This window comes from Ruegeria sp. SAZD011 (assembly GCF_059612545.1).
Genome location: NZ_JBXWQU010000040.1, coordinates 126334 through 145037, shown reverse-complemented (window position 1 = coordinate 145037; position 18704 = coordinate 126334). Strand labels below are relative to the sequence as shown.

General features: G+C 64.6%; 20 protein-coding genes. 12 read left to right on the top strand and 8 right to left on the bottom strand.

Annotated elements, in window-relative coordinates:
- Positions 1-13 precede the first annotated feature (13 nt).
- Together AC2FLM_RS20130 and AC2FLM_RS20125 are read left to right on the top strand one after the other, a co-directional pair.
- Positions 14-3034, top strand: coding sequence for a DNA translocase FtsK (locus AC2FLM_RS20130; RefSeq protein ID WP_496859674.1), 3021 nt, complete (start codon positions 14-16; stop codon positions 3032-3034).
- A gap of 38 nt (positions 3035-3072) precedes the next feature.
- Entirely contained in the window at positions 3073-3669 is a 597-nt protein-coding gene (locus tag AC2FLM_RS20125; protein ID WP_234220232.1) for a LolA family protein, read from the top strand.
- A 21-nt stretch (positions 3670-3690) separates the two neighbouring features.
- On the opposite strand, the gene AC2FLM_RS20120 is transcribed toward AC2FLM_RS20125, so the two are convergent.
- On the bottom strand, positions 3691-4281 hold the full coding sequence (locus tag AC2FLM_RS20120; RefSeq protein WP_234138436.1) for a transglycosylase SLT domain-containing protein: 591 nt from the start codon (positions 4279-4281) through the stop codon (positions 3691-3693).
- A gap of 61 nt (positions 4282-4342) precedes the next feature.
- Positions 4343-5224, bottom strand: a complete 882-nt coding sequence (locus AC2FLM_RS20115; RefSeq protein WP_234182628.1) for an AEC family transporter — start codon at positions 5222-5224, stop codon at positions 4343-4345.
- 84 nt (positions 5225-5308) lie between these two features.
- Between AC2FLM_RS20115 and hspQ the strand changes: the two genes are divergently transcribed.
- Entirely contained in the window at positions 5309-5635 is a 327-nt protein-coding gene (gene hspQ, locus AC2FLM_RS20110; protein WP_234144660.1) for a heat shock protein HspQ, read from the top strand.
- A 33-nt stretch (positions 5636-5668) separates the two neighbouring features.
- On the opposite strand, the gene AC2FLM_RS20105 is transcribed toward hspQ, so the two are convergent.
- The 3 genes from AC2FLM_RS20105 to AC2FLM_RS20095 all read right to left on the bottom strand — a co-directional run bounded on the left by AC2FLM_RS20105 (position 5669) and on the right by AC2FLM_RS20095 (position 8315).
- Positions 5669-7246: a gamma-glutamyltransferase family protein gene (locus AC2FLM_RS20105; protein WP_496859672.1), complete on the bottom strand. Its 1578-nt coding sequence runs from the start codon at positions 7244-7246 to the stop codon at positions 5669-5671.
- Positions 7247-7505: 259 nt separating this feature from the next.
- Positions 7506-7955 carry an ATP-binding protein gene (locus AC2FLM_RS20100; RefSeq protein WP_234144403.1) on the bottom strand — a complete coding sequence of 150 codons (450 nt, stop codon included), beginning with the start codon at positions 7953-7955 and terminating at the stop codon, positions 7506-7508.
- 21 nt (positions 7956-7976) lie between these two features.
- A complete protein-coding gene (locus AC2FLM_RS20095; protein ID WP_234144402.1) occupies positions 7977-8315 on the bottom strand; it encodes an STAS domain-containing protein in 339 nt (112 codons plus the stop codon).
- Positions 8316-8413: 98 nt separating this feature from the next.
- Here AC2FLM_RS20095 and AC2FLM_RS20090 point away from each other — a divergent pair, with 98 nt between their 5' ends.
- Complete coding sequence (locus AC2FLM_RS20090; protein WP_496859671.1) at positions 8414-9586, top strand: acetyl-CoA C-acyltransferase; 1173 nt, start codon at positions 8414-8416, stop codon at positions 9584-9586.
- 42 nt (positions 9587-9628) lie between these two features.
- Here the strand turns inward: AC2FLM_RS20090 and AC2FLM_RS20085 are convergent, their stop codons facing one another.
- Positions 9629-10249, bottom strand: coding sequence for a LysE family translocator (locus AC2FLM_RS20085; RefSeq protein WP_496859670.1), 621 nt, complete (start codon positions 10247-10249; stop codon positions 9629-9631).
- Positions 10250-10253: 4 nt separating this feature from the next.
- Positions 10254-10619, bottom strand: coding sequence for a hypothetical protein (locus tag AC2FLM_RS20080; RefSeq protein ID WP_496859669.1), 366 nt, complete (start codon positions 10617-10619; stop codon positions 10254-10256).
- 101 nt (positions 10620-10720) lie between these two features.
- On the opposite strand from AC2FLM_RS20080, the gene AC2FLM_RS20075 reads away from it, so the two are divergent.
- Together AC2FLM_RS20075 and AC2FLM_RS20070 are read left to right on the top strand one after the other, a co-directional pair.
- Positions 10721-11317, top strand: coding sequence for a TetR/AcrR family transcriptional regulator (locus AC2FLM_RS20075; protein ID WP_496859668.1), 597 nt, complete (start codon positions 10721-10723; stop codon positions 11315-11317).
- Between the two features lie 70 nt (positions 11318-11387).
- The gene (locus AC2FLM_RS20070; protein WP_496859667.1) at positions 11388-11840 is read left to right on the top strand and encodes a GAF domain-containing protein; all 453 of its coding nucleotides are present in this window, start codon (positions 11388-11390) and stop codon (positions 11838-11840) included.
- Here the strand turns inward: AC2FLM_RS20070 and AC2FLM_RS20065 are convergent.
- Complete coding sequence (locus tag AC2FLM_RS20065; RefSeq protein ID WP_234167542.1) at positions 11817-12089, bottom strand: DUF1294 domain-containing protein; 273 nt, start codon at positions 12087-12089, stop codon at positions 11817-11819. The genes AC2FLM_RS20070 and AC2FLM_RS20065 overlap by 24 nt on opposite strands.
- Before the next feature lie 184 nt (positions 12090-12273).
- Here AC2FLM_RS20065 and AC2FLM_RS20060 point away from each other — a divergent pair, with 184 nt between their 5' ends.
- Genes AC2FLM_RS20060 through AC2FLM_RS20035 form a run of 6 tightly spaced genes read left to right on the top strand, consistent with a single transcriptional unit; the run spans position 12274 to position 18668 of the window.
- Complete coding sequence (locus AC2FLM_RS20060; protein ID WP_496859666.1) at positions 12274-12876, top strand: helix-turn-helix domain-containing protein; 603 nt, start codon at positions 12274-12276, stop codon at positions 12874-12876.
- A 10-nt stretch (positions 12877-12886) separates the two neighbouring features.
- Positions 12887-13258 (top strand): GFA family protein, encoded by a 372-nt coding sequence (locus tag AC2FLM_RS20055; protein ID WP_496859664.1) that lies wholly within the window; start codon positions 12887-12889, stop codon positions 13256-13258.
- Between the two features lie 9 nt (positions 13259-13267).
- Entirely contained in the window at positions 13268-15715 is a 2448-nt protein-coding gene (locus AC2FLM_RS20050; protein ID WP_496859663.1) for a GcvT family protein, read from the top strand.
- Positions 15712-16779 carry an alcohol dehydrogenase family protein gene (locus AC2FLM_RS20045; RefSeq protein WP_496859661.1) on the top strand — a complete coding sequence of 356 codons (1068 nt, stop codon included), beginning with the start codon at positions 15712-15714 and terminating at the stop codon, positions 16777-16779. The genes AC2FLM_RS20050 and AC2FLM_RS20045 overlap by 4 nt, the downstream gene beginning before the upstream one ends.
- Positions 16776-17672, top strand: coding sequence for a homocysteine S-methyltransferase family protein (locus AC2FLM_RS20040; protein WP_496859660.1), 897 nt, complete (start codon positions 16776-16778; stop codon positions 17670-17672). Before AC2FLM_RS20045 ends, AC2FLM_RS20040 begins: the two co-directional genes overlap by 4 nt.
- A gap of 12 nt (positions 17673-17684) precedes the next feature.
- Positions 17685-18668, top strand: a complete 984-nt coding sequence (locus AC2FLM_RS20035) for a GlxA family transcriptional regulator (protein WP_234144391.1) — start codon at positions 17685-17687, stop codon at positions 18666-18668.
- The last annotated feature ends 36 nt before the right edge of the window (positions 18669-18704 follow it).

Here is an 18704-nt window from a genome sequence, read left to right as displayed (position 1 = left end):
GTTCGAGGGTAGCATGGCATCATATCACGCACGCAATCGCGATCCGCTTCTGGACAGCAACATGCAGGCCGCCATCGAGCGGCGCGGGAAAGAGTTGCTGGGGCTGGCGCTGATCGTGCTGGGCCTGCTTGCTGCGGCGATGGTGGGCACCTATACGCCCGACGACCCCAACTGGATGGTATCGACCGATGCGCCGGTGCAGAACTGGACCGGGCGGATTGGCGCGTCGATCGCTGCGCCGCTGTTCATGATTGTCGGTGGCGGCGCCTGGGGCATTCCGCTGGTGCTGGTCGCCTGGGGCCTGCGCTTTGCCCTGCATTCGGGCGAGGATCGGGCGATGGGCCGGTTGGTCTTCATGCCGATCTGGATCGCGGTCGTTTCTGTCTATGCCGCCACTCTTGTTCCGGGCGAGACCTGGCGCGCGACGCACAGTTTCGGACTGGGCGGTCTGTTTGGCGACACCGTGATGGGGGCGCTGCTGACGCTGGTTCCGCTGGGGTCGCATCTGATGGTCAAGTTGACCTCGCTGGCGATGGCTGTGGTCATGCTGGCGATGGCGGCCTTTGTACTGGGGTTCACCTGGCCCGAGATGCGGCGCGGCTTGCGTCACGCGATGGTGGGGGCGATCATTGTCTACGGCGGCTTGATGACGCTGCTGGGTCGTGGCGCATCGGCCGGGGTCGCGGCGGCACGGGCGCGTCAGGCGCTGAGGGCCGAACGGCGCGAGGCGGCGCGGCTGGCCGCCGAAGAGGCCAGGTTTGCCGAAGAGGCCGCCTATGCCGAGACCTTGGTAGAGGAAGAGGCGGTCCCCGAACCGGCGCCGCAATCCAAGCCCAGCCTGCTGGCGCGGGTGCCGGGGCTGATCCGTCGACCCGAACCGATGCCGCAGCCGGAGCTGGTCGAGCCCGAACCGGTGCAGGGTTATGACAAGATGCCGGGGACCGAGCGTATCCAGTCCAAGATCGCTGCCGCCGTGCGCAGCCGCAAGGAGGCCGCTGGCGTGGTTGCGCCGCCGCCCGACCCGCAGCGCCCGCTGACCAAGGGGCGCGGGCGCGGCCCCGATCCGCTGTTGCTGGACACCCGTCGCCGGGGGGAACTGCCGGCCGAGCCCCCGGTGACTGCCCCTCAGGCCCCGCAGGCAGCGCCGGTGTTTGCGCCGGTCAAGACCCCGGCAACGCCCGAGTTGCGCGCTCCGGCGCCGAGTGCCGCGCCGCTGTCCACCCCGCTTTCGGAGGTCCCTGACATGGTCCGGGCCTCGGACTTTGAACACCTGACCTCGGAAGAGTTCGACCAGGATTGGGAACCCGTGGACAGTTTCGAAGCCGGACAGCCGCTCGCGAACGATGCACCCCCGCAAGCGACCGCCAGGACCGTGCAACCGCAACCGATGGCCAATATTCCGGCAGCACAACCACGCAAGCCGGTCGTGGCGCAGCCGGTGCGGCGCAACCCGGTCCCCTCGCGCCGCGCGCAGGCCGAGGCGCAGCCGACGCTTGCCTTTGAAGAACCCGCCGTCGCCTTTGAACTGCCGCCCTTGAACCTTCTGGCCAGCCCCACCAGCATCCAGCGCCATCACCTCAGCGACGAGGCGCTGGAGGAAAACGCGCGTATGCTGGAAAACGTGCTGGACGACTACGGGGTGAAGGGCGAGATCGTCTCGGTCCGCCCCGGTCCCGTTGTCACCATGTACGAGCTGGAACCGGCGCCGGGCCTCAAGGCCAGCCGCGTGATCGGTCTGGCCGACGATATCGCGCGTTCGATGTCGGCACTTTCGGCTCGGGTCTCGACCGTGCCGGGCCGCTCGGTCATCGGTATCGAACTGCCCAACGAGCACCGCGAAAAGGTGGTGCTGCGCGAAATCCTCGCCAGCCGCGATTTCGGCGACAGCAACATGAGCCTGCCGCTGGCGCTGGGCAAGGATATCGGTGGCGACTCGGTCGTGGCCAACCTTGCCAAGATGCCCCACCTGCTGATCGCGGGCACCACCGGTTCGGGTAAATCGGTGGCGATCAACACCATGATCCTCAGCCTGCTCTACAAGCTGACGCCCGCCGAATGCCGGCTGATCATGATCGATCCCAAGATGCTGGAACTCTCGGTTTATGACGGCATTCCGCATCTCCTCTCTCCGGTGGTGACCGACCCGAAAAAGGCCGTCGTTGCCCTGAAATGGGTGGTGGGCGAGATGGAGGACCGCTATCGCAAGATGTCCAAGATGGGCGTCCGCAACATCGAGGGATTCAACGGCCGTGTCCGCGAGGCACTGGCCAAGGGCGAGATGTTCAGCCGCACGGTGCAGACCGGCTTTGACGACGAGACCGGCGAACCCGTGTTCGAGACCGAGGAATTCCAGCCCATCCCGCTGCCCTATATCGTGGTTATCGTCGACGAGATGGCCGACCTGATGATGGTCGCGGGCAAGGAGATCGAGGCCTGTATCCAGCGTTTGGCCCAAATGGCGCGTGCATCGGGTATTCACCTGATCATGGCCACCCAGCGCCCCTCGGTCGATGTGATCACCGGCACCATCAAGGCCAACTTCCCCACCCGGATCAGCTTCCAGGTGACGTCAAAGATCGACAGCCGCACCATCCTGGGCGAGATGGGCGCCGAACAGCTCTTGGGCCAGGGCGACATGCTTTACATGGCGGGCGGGGCCAAGATCACACGCTGCCACGGCCCCTTTGTCAGCGACGAAGAGGTCGAGGAGATCGTCAACCACCTGAAACAGTTCGGCCCGCCCGACTATATCGGTGGCGTGGTCGAAGGCCCGGACGATGACAAGGCCGACAATATCGACGCGGTGCTCGGGCTGAACACCGGCGGCAACACCGATGGCGAGGATGCGCTGTATGATCAGGCGGTGGCCATCGTCATCAAGGACCGCAAATGTTCGACCTCCTACATTCAGCGGAAACTCGCCATCGGCTATAACAAGGCCGCCCGGCTGGTCGAGCAGATGGAGGACGAAGGCGTTGTTTCTTCGGCAAATCATGTGGGCAAACGCGAAATCCTGGTGCCGGAGCAGGGGTGATCTTTTCCGGCGCCGGGCGAATGCTTATCTGGGGTGACATGAAACGGATTGCACTCGCACTTGCGCTGACCCTGGTCGCGCCGGCGGCCTGGGCGGCGGACAAGCTGCCCTTGGCCGAAATATCGACCTATCTGAACGGCCTGAAAACCGTTCAGACCACGTTCACCCAGATCAACGACGACGGCTCGCTGAGTACCGGCAAACTGTGGCTGCAACGGCCCGGCCGGATGCGGTTCGAATACGATCCGCCCGACCGCTCGGTGGTGCTGGCCAAGGGCGGCACCGTGATCATCCACGACCCCAAGTCGAACCAGCCGCCCGAGCAATACCCGCTGAACCGCACGCCCTTGTCGATCGTTCTGGCGCGGACGGTGGATCTGGACCGCGCCAATATGGTGGTGGGGCACGCCTTTGACGGCACCGCCACCGTGGTCACCGCGCAGGACCCAGAGAACCCCGACTACGGGCGTATCGACCTCAGCTTTACCGGCGATCCGGTCGAATTGCGCAAATGGGTGGTCCATGATGGCGCCGGGTCGCGCACCACTGTGATCCTCGGGCAACTGACCAAGGGTAACAGCCTGAATCAGAACCTGTTCATCGACGGTCAGCCGGGCGTCTCGGTCAACCGCTGAGCAGGCCCCCGGAATCCAGAGTCAATTCCGATAGCGGCGGCAGCTTGAAAGCTGCCGCTGATACATGTTTGCCCGTGCCGCTACATCATCGGCAGTACGCAGCAACCAGGATTTTCCGTTATGGCTGCCACGGGCATATCCTGCATGCCCCTCGTGATAAGCCAAATACTGGTTGCGCGCATCGCCAAGCGAAATGCCGTTTTTCTCGCGCGTCTTGTTCATGTACCAGCCGATGAAATCCGAGGCGTCCTTGATCCGGTCGCGTTTGGCGCCGCGCCGCCCGGTTTCCTTGCGATACTGGTCCCAGGTTCCGTCCAGCGCCTGGCTATAGCCGAAAGCGCTGCTTTGCCGACCCACCGGAATCACGCCTAGCACGAACTGGTGCGGCGTGCGCGCGTCGGAACGATAACGGCTTTCGTAATAAATGGTCGACATCTGGACATGCACGGGCACGCCCCATTTGCGTTCCGTCTGCTTGAACGCCTTGATGTATTCGGGGCGCTCGCCCGCAATACTGCAAGCATCATCAAGATTGCGCGGCGGGTTTTTCGACCCACCGCTGCACGATACCATCAACAGCACCGCAACCAGCGCGCAAAGAGATCTGCTCATCTGCCTCTTGCCTTTTTTTGGGCAGTTTAACGCATTCTGCGAAATGATGGAATCACATTCGCTAGAGAACTGCGGCCAGAACCAGAGGCAAGGCGCCGACCGCCAGCAGGGTCGAGACCATCACCATCCCGGCCACCGCCTCGGCATCGGCGCCGAATCGTTCGGCCAGCAGATAGGCCGAAACCGCTGCGGGGACCGACATCTGAACCACCAGTACCCCAAGTGCCGGGCCGCTTAGGCCAAAGCCTTGCGCGACAAGCCAGCCGATCGGGAAACAGACCGCCAGTTTCAGTATCGACAGTCCCACCGCCTGTCCGATCCGTCGGATCGACAGGCGGGCAATCGCCACACCCAGCGTAATCAGCATCAGCGGCACCGCCATCTGTCCGATCAGTTCCAGCGCGTTGGTCAGAAAGCGCGGGGTCTGCCAGCCCTGGGTGAGGAACAGCGCCCCGAGCAGGGTTGCCCAGACCATCGGCTCGCGCGCGACCTTGGACAGCGATCCCTGTCCCGCGACGACGTGGATGCCATAGGAAAACGACCAGAGCGCGCTGAGCGAAAAGAACACCACCGCATAACTCAACCCCTCGACTCCAAAGGCGAACATGCACAGCGGCAGGCCAAGATTGCCGGTATTGCCGAACAGAAGCGGCGGCAGATAGGTACGCCGGTCCAGCCCGCTGGCCCGCACGATAAGTCCGAACACCACGGTCAGCACCAGAATCGCCAGCGCCGAGGCCAGCGTGAAGCGGCTGAGATCCCCACCCGGTATGTCTGTCTTCATCAGCGCGACGAAGATCAGGCAGGGCACCGCAAGCATGGTGCCCAACCGGGTGACGAATTGCAGCCGGTACTCGAAGCCAAGCCGCACCCAGCCAAACCCGACCGCGGCGAGCAGAAAGACGGGGGCAACGATTTCAAGCACTGTCACGGCAAGGTTCACAGACTGTTTCCCTTAATTTTCGATCAATTGTTGGACACCGGGCGGCGGTTGACGGTACTAATTGCACCAGGGGCTGAAATGACAATGATGAAATCACACGCCAAATATCATTTGGGGCAAGTGGTCCGTCATCGGAAACACCCGTTCCGGGGTGTCGTTTTCGATGTGGATCCGCAATTTGCCAACACCGAAGAGTGGTACCAGGCTATCCCCGAAGATAGCCGGCCGCTGAAAAATCAACCGTTCTACCATCTGCTCGCCGAGAACGACCAAAGCTACTATGTGGCTTATGTGTCCGAGCAGAACCTGATCGCCGATTATTCCGGCGAGCCGGTGGACCACCCGGACATTCCAGACATGTTCGGACCGTTTCAGGACGGAACCTATCCGTTACACTTCCAGTTAAATTGACGGCCTGTCCGATTGGGGCTGTGCGCGCGGGGGTCAATACCCCAGCGCGCAGCCATCCTTGCGCGGGTCGCTTGCGGCCTCCAGCACGCCGTCGGGGCGGATGCGAATAGCCTGCGCGCCGCCCAGCGGCACCTCGGGTGTCACGATCTTGTGCCCCTTGTCGGCCAGCGCCTGGCGCACCGCCGCTGCGTATCCGCGTTCCAGCTTCAACTCGCCCGCATCGGCAAAGGCGCGGGGCGTATCCATGGCGGTTTGCAGGTCCATTCCGAAGTCGACCAGGTTCGAGACGAAGCGCGCATGACCTGACGGTTGAAAGGCACCACCCATCACGCCGAACGGGGTCAGGATATCTGCCCCCTCGCGCAGCATGCCCGGAATGATGGTGTGCATGGGGCGCTTGCCGCCGGCCATCTCGTTCGGGTGCCCCGGCTCCAGCGTGAAACCCGCCCCACGATTTTGCAGCAGAATCCCGAATTTCTCGGAGGCAATGCCAGACCCGAAACCGTGAAAGATGGAATAGATCAGCGACACCGCCATACGGTCGCGGTCCACCACGGTGATATAGATCGTGTCCTTGTGCACGGCCTCGGTCAGCGGCGCGGCAGAAGCCATGGCGCGGTCCGGGTCGACCAGCGCCGCCAGCCTGGCCGCGGTGTCCGGGGACAGCATGTGTGCAAGGCCCGTGGTGTGGTCGGGGTCGGCCAGAAACCGGTTGCGAGCGTCATAAGCCAACTTGGCGGCCTCTGCCTCGATATGGATGCGGTCGGCGCCCAGCGGGTCCATCGCTGCGATGTCGAAATGCGACAGGATGTTGAGCAGCAGGATCGCCGTGGCGCCTTGGCCGTTGGGCGGATGCTCGACCAGTTCGGCCGATTTGTAGGGGCCGGAAACGGGTTCGGTCGGGGTGCAGGTTGTGGCTGAGAAATCCTCGGCCCGGTGCGGACCACCCAGGGCGTTCAGTGCCGCAAGCATGTCCTCGGCCACCTCGCCGGAATAGAACCCGTCGCGCCCGTGGCGGGCGATGCGGCGCAGGACCTCTGCCTGGCCGGGGGCGGCAAAGATCTGGCCTGTCACCGGCGCGCGCCCGTCCAGCAGATAGTGTTTGCGGGCCGCGCCCTGCAGGGTGCCTGCGTCCCGTGCCCAGTCGAAGGCCACGCGGGGGGCCACGGGAACGCCGCGTTCGGCATATTCGATGGCGGGCCGCAACAGGGTGTCGAGGCCCAGCTTGCCCTCGGTTTCGGCCAGATGGCAGAAGGCGTCGATGGCGCCCGGGATGGTGACCGCATGGGGACTGCGAAGCGGTACCCGATCCAGTCCCTGATCCCGCAAGGCAGCGGCATTGGCCCCGGCCGCAGCGCGACCCGAGCCATTCAGGGCGCGGATGCGGTCCTCTCCGGGTCGGGTATACAGCACGAAACAGTCGCCGCCGATGCCGGTCATCTGTGGTTCGCAGATGCCCAGCACAAGACCCGCCGCCAATGCCGCATCCATCGCATTGCCACCCCGTCTGAGCAGATCGACCGCCACCTGGGCGGCCAGCGGGTGGGATGTGGCGCACATTCCCTCGGTGGCGAAAACCTGAGATCGTCCCGGCATGTGAAAATCGCGCATTGCGGTGTCTCCCTCGTGTTATCGCGACACTAGGCGGCGAGCACAGGAAATCAAACCGTTGTTCCGCATGAACGGGCGCGACGGGCAGAGAAACCGGCAATGTCCTGGGGAAGGGTAGTCCTCGGCGCCGCGCACTGGGTGGGGGCTGTAACGCGCAACGCCGAGGGAAGCCATATGCAGCTACAGGTTCGTTTCTGACCTGCCATTGCGGCATGAGTTCGGAGTCAATGAGGCAAGATTGTGTCGCGCCAGAGTTTGTTCACGAAATCTGCGGGAGGTCGAACCGCAGGGACAGCAGATTGCTGTTCTTGCGTCGTTCATATCGAATCTCGCTGACCAATTGGCGGATCAGAAACCAGCCAAAGCCCCCTTCGGGCAGATCGGCAAAGTCGGTCTCGACACTGGCGGGCTCACCCTTGGGCAACTGTCCGTCGGGTAGCGGGCGGCCCTGGTCCGAAATGCGGATCAGCAGTTTGTCGTTGCGTATCTGGCACCGGATGCGGACCTGACCCGGTTCGATGTCGGCATAGGCATGTTCGACCACATTGTTGATCGCTTCGGCCAGCGCGATTTCCACATCCCCGGCCCGGTCCTCGGACAGGCCGCGCTGGCGCAGCTGGGTCGCAACCGCGCGAATCCCCTCTCGCGCCTCCATTTCGGTGGCTCGGAAATTCAGGGCAAACCCTTGCCGATCCGCGTTGAATTGCACGGTGCCAGCCTCCCCGGCGGGTTAATTCGGGTGTACCGCAAGCGCGTCGTCGAGCGTTGCGAACAGATTGAACACGGTATCCATGCGGGTCAGGCGAAACACCTTGTCCACGACCGGGGTAAGCCCGGCGAGGTCCAGCCGTCGGTTGCCGCCGAGTTGCTTCATCGAAGCGACAATCGCGCCCAGCCCGCTCGAATCGATGAACGTGACCTGCGACAGGTCGAGAATCACGCGATCGGGTCCCGCTTCGGTTTCGCTGCGCATGTCTTCCTTGAACTGGATCGCCATGGCGGCGTCTATTCGTTCTACATTCACGGTGATCACCCTTGTGTCACCGGCCACGGTGCTGGTCAGACTCATACTCCCACTCCTCGGGTGGCTACTTTTCGCCGCACGAGGGTAGACGGCAATTCTTACCATTCGGTATTCAGGCGCAGAGCTTTCCTCAGGAGGACAGGATGAAAGAAGTTGTCATCGCCGGTGCCGCGCGCACACCGATGGGCGGGTTCCAGGGCATGTATGACGGCGTCAGCGCCGCCGAACTGGGCGGCGCCGCGATTCGCGCCGCGCTGGCCGGGGCAGGGGCCGCCACCGTGGACGAGGTGCTGATGGGTTGCGTCCTGCCCGCCGGTCAGGGTCAGGCCCCCGCGCGCCAGGCGGGCTTTGCCGGCGGCCTGGGCGAAGAGGTGCCCGCCACCACGCTCAACAAGATGTGCGGCTCGGGCATGAAGGCGGCGATGATCGCCTTTGACCAGATCGCGCTGGGCCATACCGACACCATGATCGCGGGCGGGATGGAGAGCATGTCGAATGCCCCCTACCTCTTGCCCAAGATGCGCGGCGGCGCCCGTATCGGCCATGGACAGGTGATCGACCACATGTTCCTCGACGGGTTGGAGGACGCCTATGACAAGGGCCGCCTGATGGGCACCTTTGCCGAGGATTGCGCCGAGCATTACCAGTTCACCCGCGAGGCGCAGGACGACTATGCGCTGCGCTCGCTGCAAAACGCGCTCGACGCGCAGGCCTCGGGCGCCTTTGACGGCGAGATTGCCGCCGTCACCGTCAAGACCCGCAAGGGCGAGGTGGTGACCGATGCTGACGAACAACCCAAAAGCGCCCGGCCCGACAAGATCCCGACGCTGAAACCCGCCTTCCGAAAGGATGGCACCGTGACCGCGGCCAATGCCTCGTCGATCTCGGACGGTGCCGCCGCTCTGGTGCTGGCCTCGGCCGAGGCCGCAGCTGCCCGGGGCCTGACCGTGCGCGCCCGCATCCTAGGCCACGCCAGCCATGCCCAGGCGCCGGGCTGGTTCACCACCGCCCCGGTTCCAGCCGCTAAAAAGCTGCTCGCCAATATCGGTTGGAGCGTCGAGGATGTGGACCTGTGGGAGGTGAACGAGGCCTTTGCCGTGGTGCCGATGGCCTTCATGCATGAAATGGGCCTGTCCCGCGACAAGGTGAACGTCAATGGCGGTGCCTGCGCGCTGGGCCATCCGATCGGCGCTTCGGGCGCGCGGATCATGGTGACGCTGCTCAACGCGTTGGAAAAGCGCGGGCTGAAACGCGGCGTTGCCGCGATCTGCATCGGTGGCGGCGAAGGCACCGCCATCGCCATCGAGCGGGTCTGACCCTTTGAAAAAATGGCGCGCCGGAGCGATCCGGCGCGTTCCTCAGACCTCGGCGCGGCGCATCAAGGCCAGCGACCCGGCAACCCCGATCATCGCCAGCCCACAGAACCGGCCCAGCCACAGCCCTACCATGCGCCCTCCCCGGCGCTGTGAACAGGCGCCAACAGCTGCATAGAGGCTCATCACCATCAGGTCCGTCGCCACGAAGAGCGCGGCCAACACCAGATATTGCCGGGCCGCAGGCTGGGTGGGGTCGATGAACTGCGGCAAGAGGGCGGCAAAGAACAGATAGCCCTTGGGGTTGGTGACTGCGACCAGAAAGCTGCGGCGAAAGACCGTCGTGGCGCGCTCCTGCGGGGCGCTCTCTATCGTACCGGGATGCGTCGCCCCTCGTATCAGCCGGAACCCGAGATAGGCGAGATAGGCCACGCCCGCCCATTTCACCAACCCGAACAGCAGGGCCGAGGCGCTCAGCACCGCCCCCAGGCCCAGCGCCGCCGCCGTGATCAACAGGATGTCCGATAGGGCCGCGCCCATGATCCCCGGCACCGCGCCACGCATGCCGCCCCGCGCTCCGTTGCCCAACGCCAGCAAGACGGTCGGCCCGGGGGTGGCGATGGCGGCCAAGGCGGTCAGGACGAAACCGACAAGCATCAGCTCCATCAGTTCAGGCCCCTTGCCGCGACAGCGCAGGGAACAGGCGCACCAGCACCGTGATCGCGGCCAGCTGCGCGGTGATCACGGCGGGCCAGATCAGCGGGAACTGCGGGTCGACGTATTTCTGCGGCCCGAACGAGACCAGCGCGGCGAGCGTTGCAATAAGGGTCAGCAGGCGCCCGGCGCGGCTCTCTCCCAGCACAATCGCCGCAATCGCCGCCGAGACCGAAGCACCTATGAACGGCCCGATGCCGAAAAGCGGCGTCGCGATGGGTGGGTGCGGGGGCACTCCGGCGTAGAGTGCGGACAGCATGATCAGCTGCAACAGGATCAGCACCACAAGCGCGGCAAGGCTGGGGCGGTCGGTCTGGGTCATGTCATTCTCCTGAATCGGTGTCATCGAAAAGCGTAATTGCGATTACGGTTGCTTGTATCCGTAATGATGATTACGGTTGACGTCAAGCGAAAGGAAACCCGATGAAGGATGACAGCCGCGCCGACCGCCAACAGCAGATCGAGGAAGCGGCCTATGCGCTGCTCGAACAAAAAGGCTATGCGGGCACCTCAATGCAGGGGATCGCGCGGCTTGCGCGCGCCTCGAACGAGACGCTCTACAGCTGGTATGGCGACAAGCAGGGCCTGTTCCGGGCGCTGGTCATTCGAAACGCCGCCGAGGTGCGCGCGCAGCTTGAGGCCGATCTGGCCGCCGCCCGCCCGCCCCGTGATACCCTAGCCGCGCTGGGGCCGCGCCTGCTGATGCTCTTGCTGGGTGACCGGGCGGTGGCGCTGAACCGTGCCGCCGCCGCCGATCCGAGTGGCGAGTTGGGCGCGCTGATCGCCCAATCGGGCCGCGACAGCGTGATGCCGCTGATCGTGCAGGTGCTGAAGGCCGCGCGGGCCGAGGGCCTGTTTCACTTCTACGATGCCGGGGCAGCGGCGGGCCTTTACCTCGATCTGCTGGTGGGCGACCAGCAGATCCGCCGGGTGATCGGGCGCCTGCCCGTACCATCAGAGGCTGCGTGCCGTGCCCGCGGGGCGGCAGCGGTCACGCATATGTGCCGCCTTCTGGGCTGACCCGTCTCTTGTCTTTGCTCCCTGTCCGCGCGATAGGCTTGTTTCACGCCAGACCCAGCGCAGAGCCGCCATGACCGTTGACTACACCACCCTCGCCAAGACCATTGCCGCCCTGACCGAGGGCGAGACCGATCCGGTGGCGCTGATGGCGACGGTCACCTGCGAGGTGCATCATGCGGATGACCGCTTCAACTGGACCGGTTTCTACCGGGTGACCGAGCCCGGTGTGCTCAAGATCGGCCCCTATCAGGGCGGTCACGGCTGTTTGCGAATCCCGTTTGACAAGGGCGTCTGCGGGGCCGCGGCGCGGACCGGTCAGGTGCAACTGGTGCCGGATGTGGATGCCTTTCCCGGCCATATCGCCTGCGCCTCTTCCACCCGGTCGGAACTGGTGTTGCCGGTGTTTGACGGGACTGGCGCGCTGATTGCGGTGTTCGATATCGACAGCGACCTGCCGGATGCTTTCACCGAAGAAGACGCCACCGCGCTGGGCGCGATCCTAGAGCAGGTCTTTGCCCAGTAGGATCACCAGGGCGGTGATCTGAAACAGCACGATGGACCACAGCCAGCGGCCAAAAGGCTGCTTGCGGGTCTTGTGCCGAAACAGCCACCGCGACAACAGCGCCGCCGGGCTGCCGCCAAGGGCGGACAGCCAGAGCAGCAGATGCTCGGGCACCCGGCCCCGGCTCCAGCGCGCCGAGAGCTTGTCCCAGGCAAACAGCGCCACCGTCAGCCCATTGAGGACCCAGAGATAGAGGATCGCGTTCCACATGGGCGGGTCTTAGCGTTTGCCCGGTTAGAGATGCAAGAACCGGCGGTGGAAAAGGGGGACGCTGCCCCCGCCGCCGCAAAGCGGCGACTCCCCCGGAGTATTTACTGCAAAGTGAAGCGGTGTTCTGTTGGTTCGTGAAATTTGTGTTGAGAATTTCACGAGAATCGCGTCATCATGAAATTAGATGGAGTTTTTTCACGAAGCTTGGGAGGCGCCGGTGAATACGCAAGCCCCGTCCAGCGCGACGCTTGGCGCCGATCTGCGCGCCCTGCGCAAGGCGCGTGGCCTGACGCTGAGCGAGATCGCGGCGCGGCTGGGGCGCTCGGTCGGCTGGCTCAGTCAGGTAGAGCGCGACATGTCCGAACCCTCGATCTCGGACCTGCGCCAAATTGCGGGTTGCCTGGGCGTGCCGATGTCGATGCTGTTTGCCCATGCCGCCGCCCCGGCCGCCGAACAGGGTTATGTGGTGCGGGCAGGCGCGCGGCGGCCCATGGGCTCGGGTGAGGAGGGGCTGATCGAAGAACTGCTGTCGCCGGATCTGACCGACGATTTCGAGATGGTGCATTCCACCTTTGCCCCGCATTCGCGGATGCAGACCCCGGCGAACCGACCCACGCAAGAGGTTGGATACATGCTGTCGGGGCGGCTGGAGCTGACCATCGGCGGGCGCGTCTTCTCGGTCGGGCCGGGCGACAGTTTCCGTATCCGCCACGAACCCTATCAATGGGCCAATCCCCATGATGAACCCGCCGTTGCTGTCTGGGTGATCGCGCCACCGGTATATTGAGGAGAATGCCATGATCAAAGGTTCCTGCCTGTGCGGCGATATCCGCTACGCGACCGAAGCCGAGCCCCAGGGCGCCTCGATGTGCCATTGCGGTCAGTGCCGGCGGCAATCGGGCGGCATCTGGTCCTCGGCCTTTGTGCCCGAGGCCGACCTGACCATCACCGGCCCAGTCAGCTGGTTTGCCGCCAGCGACAGCGCCAAGCGGGGGTTCTGCGCTCGTTGCGGCTCTTTCCTGTTCTGGAAGGCCAATGACGAAGACACGATCAGCTTTTCGCTGGGCTCTGTCGATGGCCCCACCAACCTGCGCCTGACCAAGCACATCTTTGTCGCTGACAAGGGCGACTATTACGACATCGCGGGCGATGCGCCGCACAAGGACTAGGGAGTGAACATGTCCGATTTTCCCAACAAGGCCCGCGTGGTCATCATCGGCGGCGGTGTGGTGGGGGTGTCCTCGCTCTATCACTTGGCCAAGAAGGGTTGGACCGACTGCGTTCTGCTGGAAAAGAACGAGCTGACCGCGGGCTCTACCTGGCATGCGGCTGGCAACGTGCCGACCTTTTCGACCTCGTGGTCGATCATGAACATGCAGCGGTACTCGACCGAGCTTTATGCCCGTCTGGGCGAGGAAGTCGACTACCCGATGAACTACCACCAGACCGGCTCGATCCGTCTGGCGCATACACGCGAGCGGATGCAGGAGTTCGAGCGCGCCTGTGCCATGGGCCGCTATCAGGGCATCAAGATGGAGATGCTGACGCCCGACGAGGCCAAGGCGCGCTATCCCTTCCTGGAAACCCATGACATGGCCGGGGCGCTTTACGATCCGACCGATGGTGATATCGACCCGGCCCAGTTGACCCAGGCACTGGCCAAGGGCGCCCGCGACATGGGCGCCAAGATCATCCGCTTCTGCCCTGCCACCGGCGTCACCCAGCAGCCCGATGGCAGCTGGATCGTGCACACCGATAAGGGCGATATCGCCTGCGACTATGTGGTCAATGCCGCCGGCTACTATGCCCAGCGGGTCGGCGAATGGTTCAAACCCTATGGCGGCCGTACCGTGCCGATGATGGTGATGAGCCACCAGTATCTGCTGACCGAGCAGATCCCCGAGCTTGAGGCCTGGTCCAAGGAGAATGGCCGCAAGCTGCCGCTCTTGCGCGACGTGGACGTGTCCTATTACCTGCGGCAGGAAAAGAACGGCATCAATATCGGCCCCTACGAACCCAACTGCCGCGCCCATTGGGATGTGGACAGCGACCCGATGCCCGACGATTTCAGCTTCCAGCTCTGGTCCGACGATCTCGACCGGATCGCGGATATCGTCGCCGACGCAATGGAACGCGTGCCCGTTACCGCCACCGCAGGTGTCAGCCGCATCATCAACGGCCCGATCCCCTATGCCCCCGATGGATTGCCGCTGATCGGCCCGATGCCGGGCGTGAAGAACGCCTTCGAGGCCTGCGTGTTCACCTTCGGCATCGCCCAGGGCGGCGGCGCGGGCAAGGTGCTGGCGGAATGGATCATCGATGGCCAGACCGAATGGGACATGTGGTCCTGCGATCCGCGCCGCTATACCGATTACACCGATCACGACTACTGCGTCGCTAAGGGGATGGAGGTCTATGGCAACGAATATGCCATGCACTTCCCCTGGCACCGTTGGCCCGCAGCGCCCGACAAGAAACTCTCGCCGGTGCATGACCGGGTCAAGGCGCAGGGTGGTGTCATGGGCGTCTATAACGGCTGGGAACGCGCCAACTGGTTCGCGCAGCCGGGTGATGACACCTCCGAGGAAAGCACCCACACCTGGGGCCGCTCCGGCCCGTGGGAGCAGCGGATCAAAGAGGAATGCGAGGCCGTGCGCGACCATTGCGGCGTGCTTGACCTGCCCGGTTTCTCGCGCTTTCTGGTCAAGGGAGCAGGTGCCGCCGAGGCGCTGCGCGGCCTGATCACCGGCGGCCTGCCCAAGGTCGGGCGGATGAACCTCGTCTACATCTCTGAAAGCCGCGGCCGCATCCTGACCGAAATGTCCTGTATCCGCCTGGGTGAGGACGAGTTCGTGATGATCACGGCGGCCACCGCGCAATGGCATGACCGCGATATCCTGCTGGGTGCCATGCCCGCCGGTGTCACGGTCGAGGATGTGACCACCACCCGCGACACGCTGATCGTCACCGGCCCGAAATCGCGCGAGATCCTCGCCGGGCTGTCGGACGCCGATCTGTCGCAAGGCTGGCTGACGCATCAGGCCGCCACCGTCGCGGGCCAACCCGCCTTCCTGATCCGGGTCTCCTTTGCCGGGGAGCTGGGGTGGGAGGTGCACGCGCTCAACGAACATATGCCCGCGATCTACGACGCGATCCTTGCCGCCGGGGCCAAACCCTTCGGCATGTGGGCGCTGAACTCGCTGCGCCTCGAAAAAGGCTATCGCGCATGGAAGGGCGACCTGTCGACTGATTACTCGATGCTCGAAGGCGGGCTGGAACGCTTCGTCAAGCTCGACAAGCCGCAGGATTTCCCGGGCAAGGCCGCGATCCTGGCCGAGAAACAGCGTGGCGTGAAGAAAAGCTTCGTCACCCTTCTGGTCGAGGCCGGAGATGCCGACGCGCCCTATATGTCCTGCCTCTGGCATGACGGGCAGATCGTGGGCGAGACCACCTCGGGCGCCTGGGGCTATCGCATCAACGCCAGCGTCGCGCTGGGCATGGTGCGCGCCGATCTGGCGGTGCCAGGCACCGAGTTGGAGGTCGAGATCTACGGGCAGAAATGCCGCGCCGTGGTGCAGCCCGATCAACCGCTCTGGGATCCGGAAAACGAGCGGTTGCGCGCATGACCATCCCTGCAACCATGTCCGGCGTCCAACTGACCCGCCACGGCGGGCCAGAGGCACTGGCGTGGTGCGATGACATCCCCGTCCCGGCCCCCGGGCCGGGGCAGGTTCTGGTTCGGGTGCTGGCCGCCGGGGTCAACAACACCGACATCAACACGCGGATCGGTTGGTATTCCTCGGATGTGACTGGCGCTACCGACAGCGGCGAGACGGGCGAGGCGGGCGGCTGGGCCGGGGCGCTCAACTTCCCCCGCATCCAGGGCGGCGACCTCTGCGGCCGCATTGTTGCGCTGGGTGCGGACGTGAGTGATTGGAGCATAGGCCAGCGCGTCACCTGCCAGATCAACCTGCCGCGCCCGACACCCGACAACCCGTTTGGCTTCGTGGCGCTAGGTTCGGAACTGGACGGCGCCTTTGCCGAATATTGCCTGCTTCAGGCGGCTGATCTCTTCGACGTCACCGCCTCGCCGCTCTCGGACATCGAAATCGCCGCCATGCCCTGTGCCTATGGCACCGCCTGGAACCTGCTGGCGCGCTGCGGCGTGGGGCAGGGTGACACGGTGCTGATCACCGGCGCCTCGGGCGGCGTGGGGCTGGCCGCCGTGCAACTGGCCGCGTATCTGGGCGCAACCGTCACCGCGATGACCTCGCCTGCCAAGGCCGATGCCGTCACCGCCGCCGGGGCAAAAACCATCCTGGGCCGCGACGACGCTCCCCCGCCCGCCCGCTTCGACCGGGTGATCGACGTGGTCGGCGGCCCGCTCTGGCCCGACCTGATCCGCGCCCTGAAACCCGGCGGCCACTACGCCGTATCGGGCGCCATCGCCGGGCCGATGGTCAGTGCCGATCTGCGCCAGATCTACCTGCCCGACATCACCATCCACGGCGCCACCTACCAACCGCGCGCGGTCTTTGCCCGCCTCATCGACCTGATCAACACAGGCGCCATCCGCCCGCTGGTCACGGCCACCTATCCCCTCCACCAGATCGCCCAGGCGCAGGCCGAATTCATGACCAAACGCCTGCCCGGCAAGATCGTCCTCATCCCCCCACAGGAGCACCCATGACCGACATTACCCTGCTTGATGGCTCCATCGGCCAGGAACTGGTCAAACGCGCGGGCAAGCGCCCGACGCCGCTCTGGTCCACCTCGGTCATGCTCGAAGCGCCCGATCACGTCGGTGCCGTGCATCGCGACTATTTCGAAGCGGGCGCCACCGTCGCCACCACCAATACCTATGCGGTGCTGCGCGACCGGCTGGAACCGGCCGGGATCGGTGACCAGTTCGAGGCGCTCATCGACACCGCGCTGGCCCAGGCCGAAACCGCCCGCGCCGCGCATGGATCGGGCCGCATCGCGGGCGCGCTGGGGCCGCTCGGCGCCTCCTACCGCCCCGACATCTGCCCGCCGCCTGCGGAAGCCGCGGCGCTTTATGCCGACAGCGTCCGGGCGATGAACGACCGGGTCGACCTGTTCCTGATCGAAACCGCCGCCTCGGTTGCCCAGGCAGAGGGCGCGCTCCGGGGTGCATCCCTTGGCACCAAACCCGTCTGGCTGTCGGTCACCGTGATGGACGACGACGGCAGCCGCCTGCGCTCGGGCGAAGGGGTGGGCGAGCTGGCCGCCATCGTCGCCCAGTACCAACCGCAAGCAGTGCTGGTGAACTGCTCCCGCCCCGAGGCCATGGCGGCCGCGCTCGACATCATCGCTGGCATTGGCCTGCCGTTCGGCGCCTATGCCAACGGCTTTACCCGCATCACCGAGGCCTTCCTTGAATCCCGCCCCACGGTCGAGGCGCTCTCTGCCCGCGTCGACCTGACGCCCGAGGCCTATGCCGATTTTGCCATGGGCTGGGTCGGTCAGGGCGCCACCATCGTCGGCGGCTGTTGCGAGGTCGGCCCCGAGCATATCGCGCATCTTGCCCGTCGCCTGCGCGCGGCGGGGCATCGTATCGTCTGAGGAGTGCGGCACATGGGGGCCGAAACAACGCTGAAACTGGTCAAGGCCGAAACCCGGCAAACGCAGTTCGATATCATCGTCGCGCCCGGTTTCGTGCTGACCGAACTGGCCGCTTTGGTCGACGTATTGCGGATCGCCAATCGGGTCTGCCCGCACCCCCCCTTTGCCTATACTTACCGTTCCCTGCGTGGCGGTCTGATCGAAAGCAGCAGCGGCGCCGTGGTCGCGACCGAGCGGGTGCCGGCCCAACCAAGGGCGGACTACCTGTTCGTCATCGGCAATTCCGATCCCGACCAGCCCGAATTGTCGCTGGGACGCGTCGTCAAGGATTACACCTTTCGCGGGGCGCAGGTGTTTCTGCTGGCCGAGGCCGCGAGCCGATATATCAACGAACGCGGCACCGCCGATCTGGCCACCCATTGGGAAAATGCCGCGTTTCTGCGCGAACGCGGCGCGCGCTTCGATGCGACCTTCTCGCTGGCGACAGAGCAGGGGCCGGTGGTGACCTGTGCGGGCATGGGTGCGACGGTCGACGTGGTTTTGTCAGTGATCGGGCGACATGTTTCGGGCCCGGCCAAGATGACGGTTGCCGATATCATGCTTCATGAACATATCCGCGATTTTGCCACGATGCAGCCGTTCTCGGGGATCAAGACCACCTCAACCGGGGACGAGGCGCTGGATCAGTGCATCAAGATGATGCAGGCCAATATCGAGGACCCTCTGCCCATTGGTGAGATCGTTGCGGCGCTCGGTCTGTCCAATCGCTCGTTGGAGCGCAAGTTCCGAACCTATATGGGGACAACGCCCAACAACTTCTATCGCGAAATGCGGCTGGCCAAGGCCAATTCTCTGCTGCTGAATACCGCTATGAGCGTACGCGAAATCGGGCTGGCCTGCGGCTTTCCGAACGGATTCTCGGCAGTCTACAAAAGCTTCTACGGGGTTACCCCCTTTGTGCTGAGGCGGCAGAAACGTGCGGCTGTGCAGCGGTGATTTTCACCGCTGCCGTGACGTTTTTGATGGATTTCC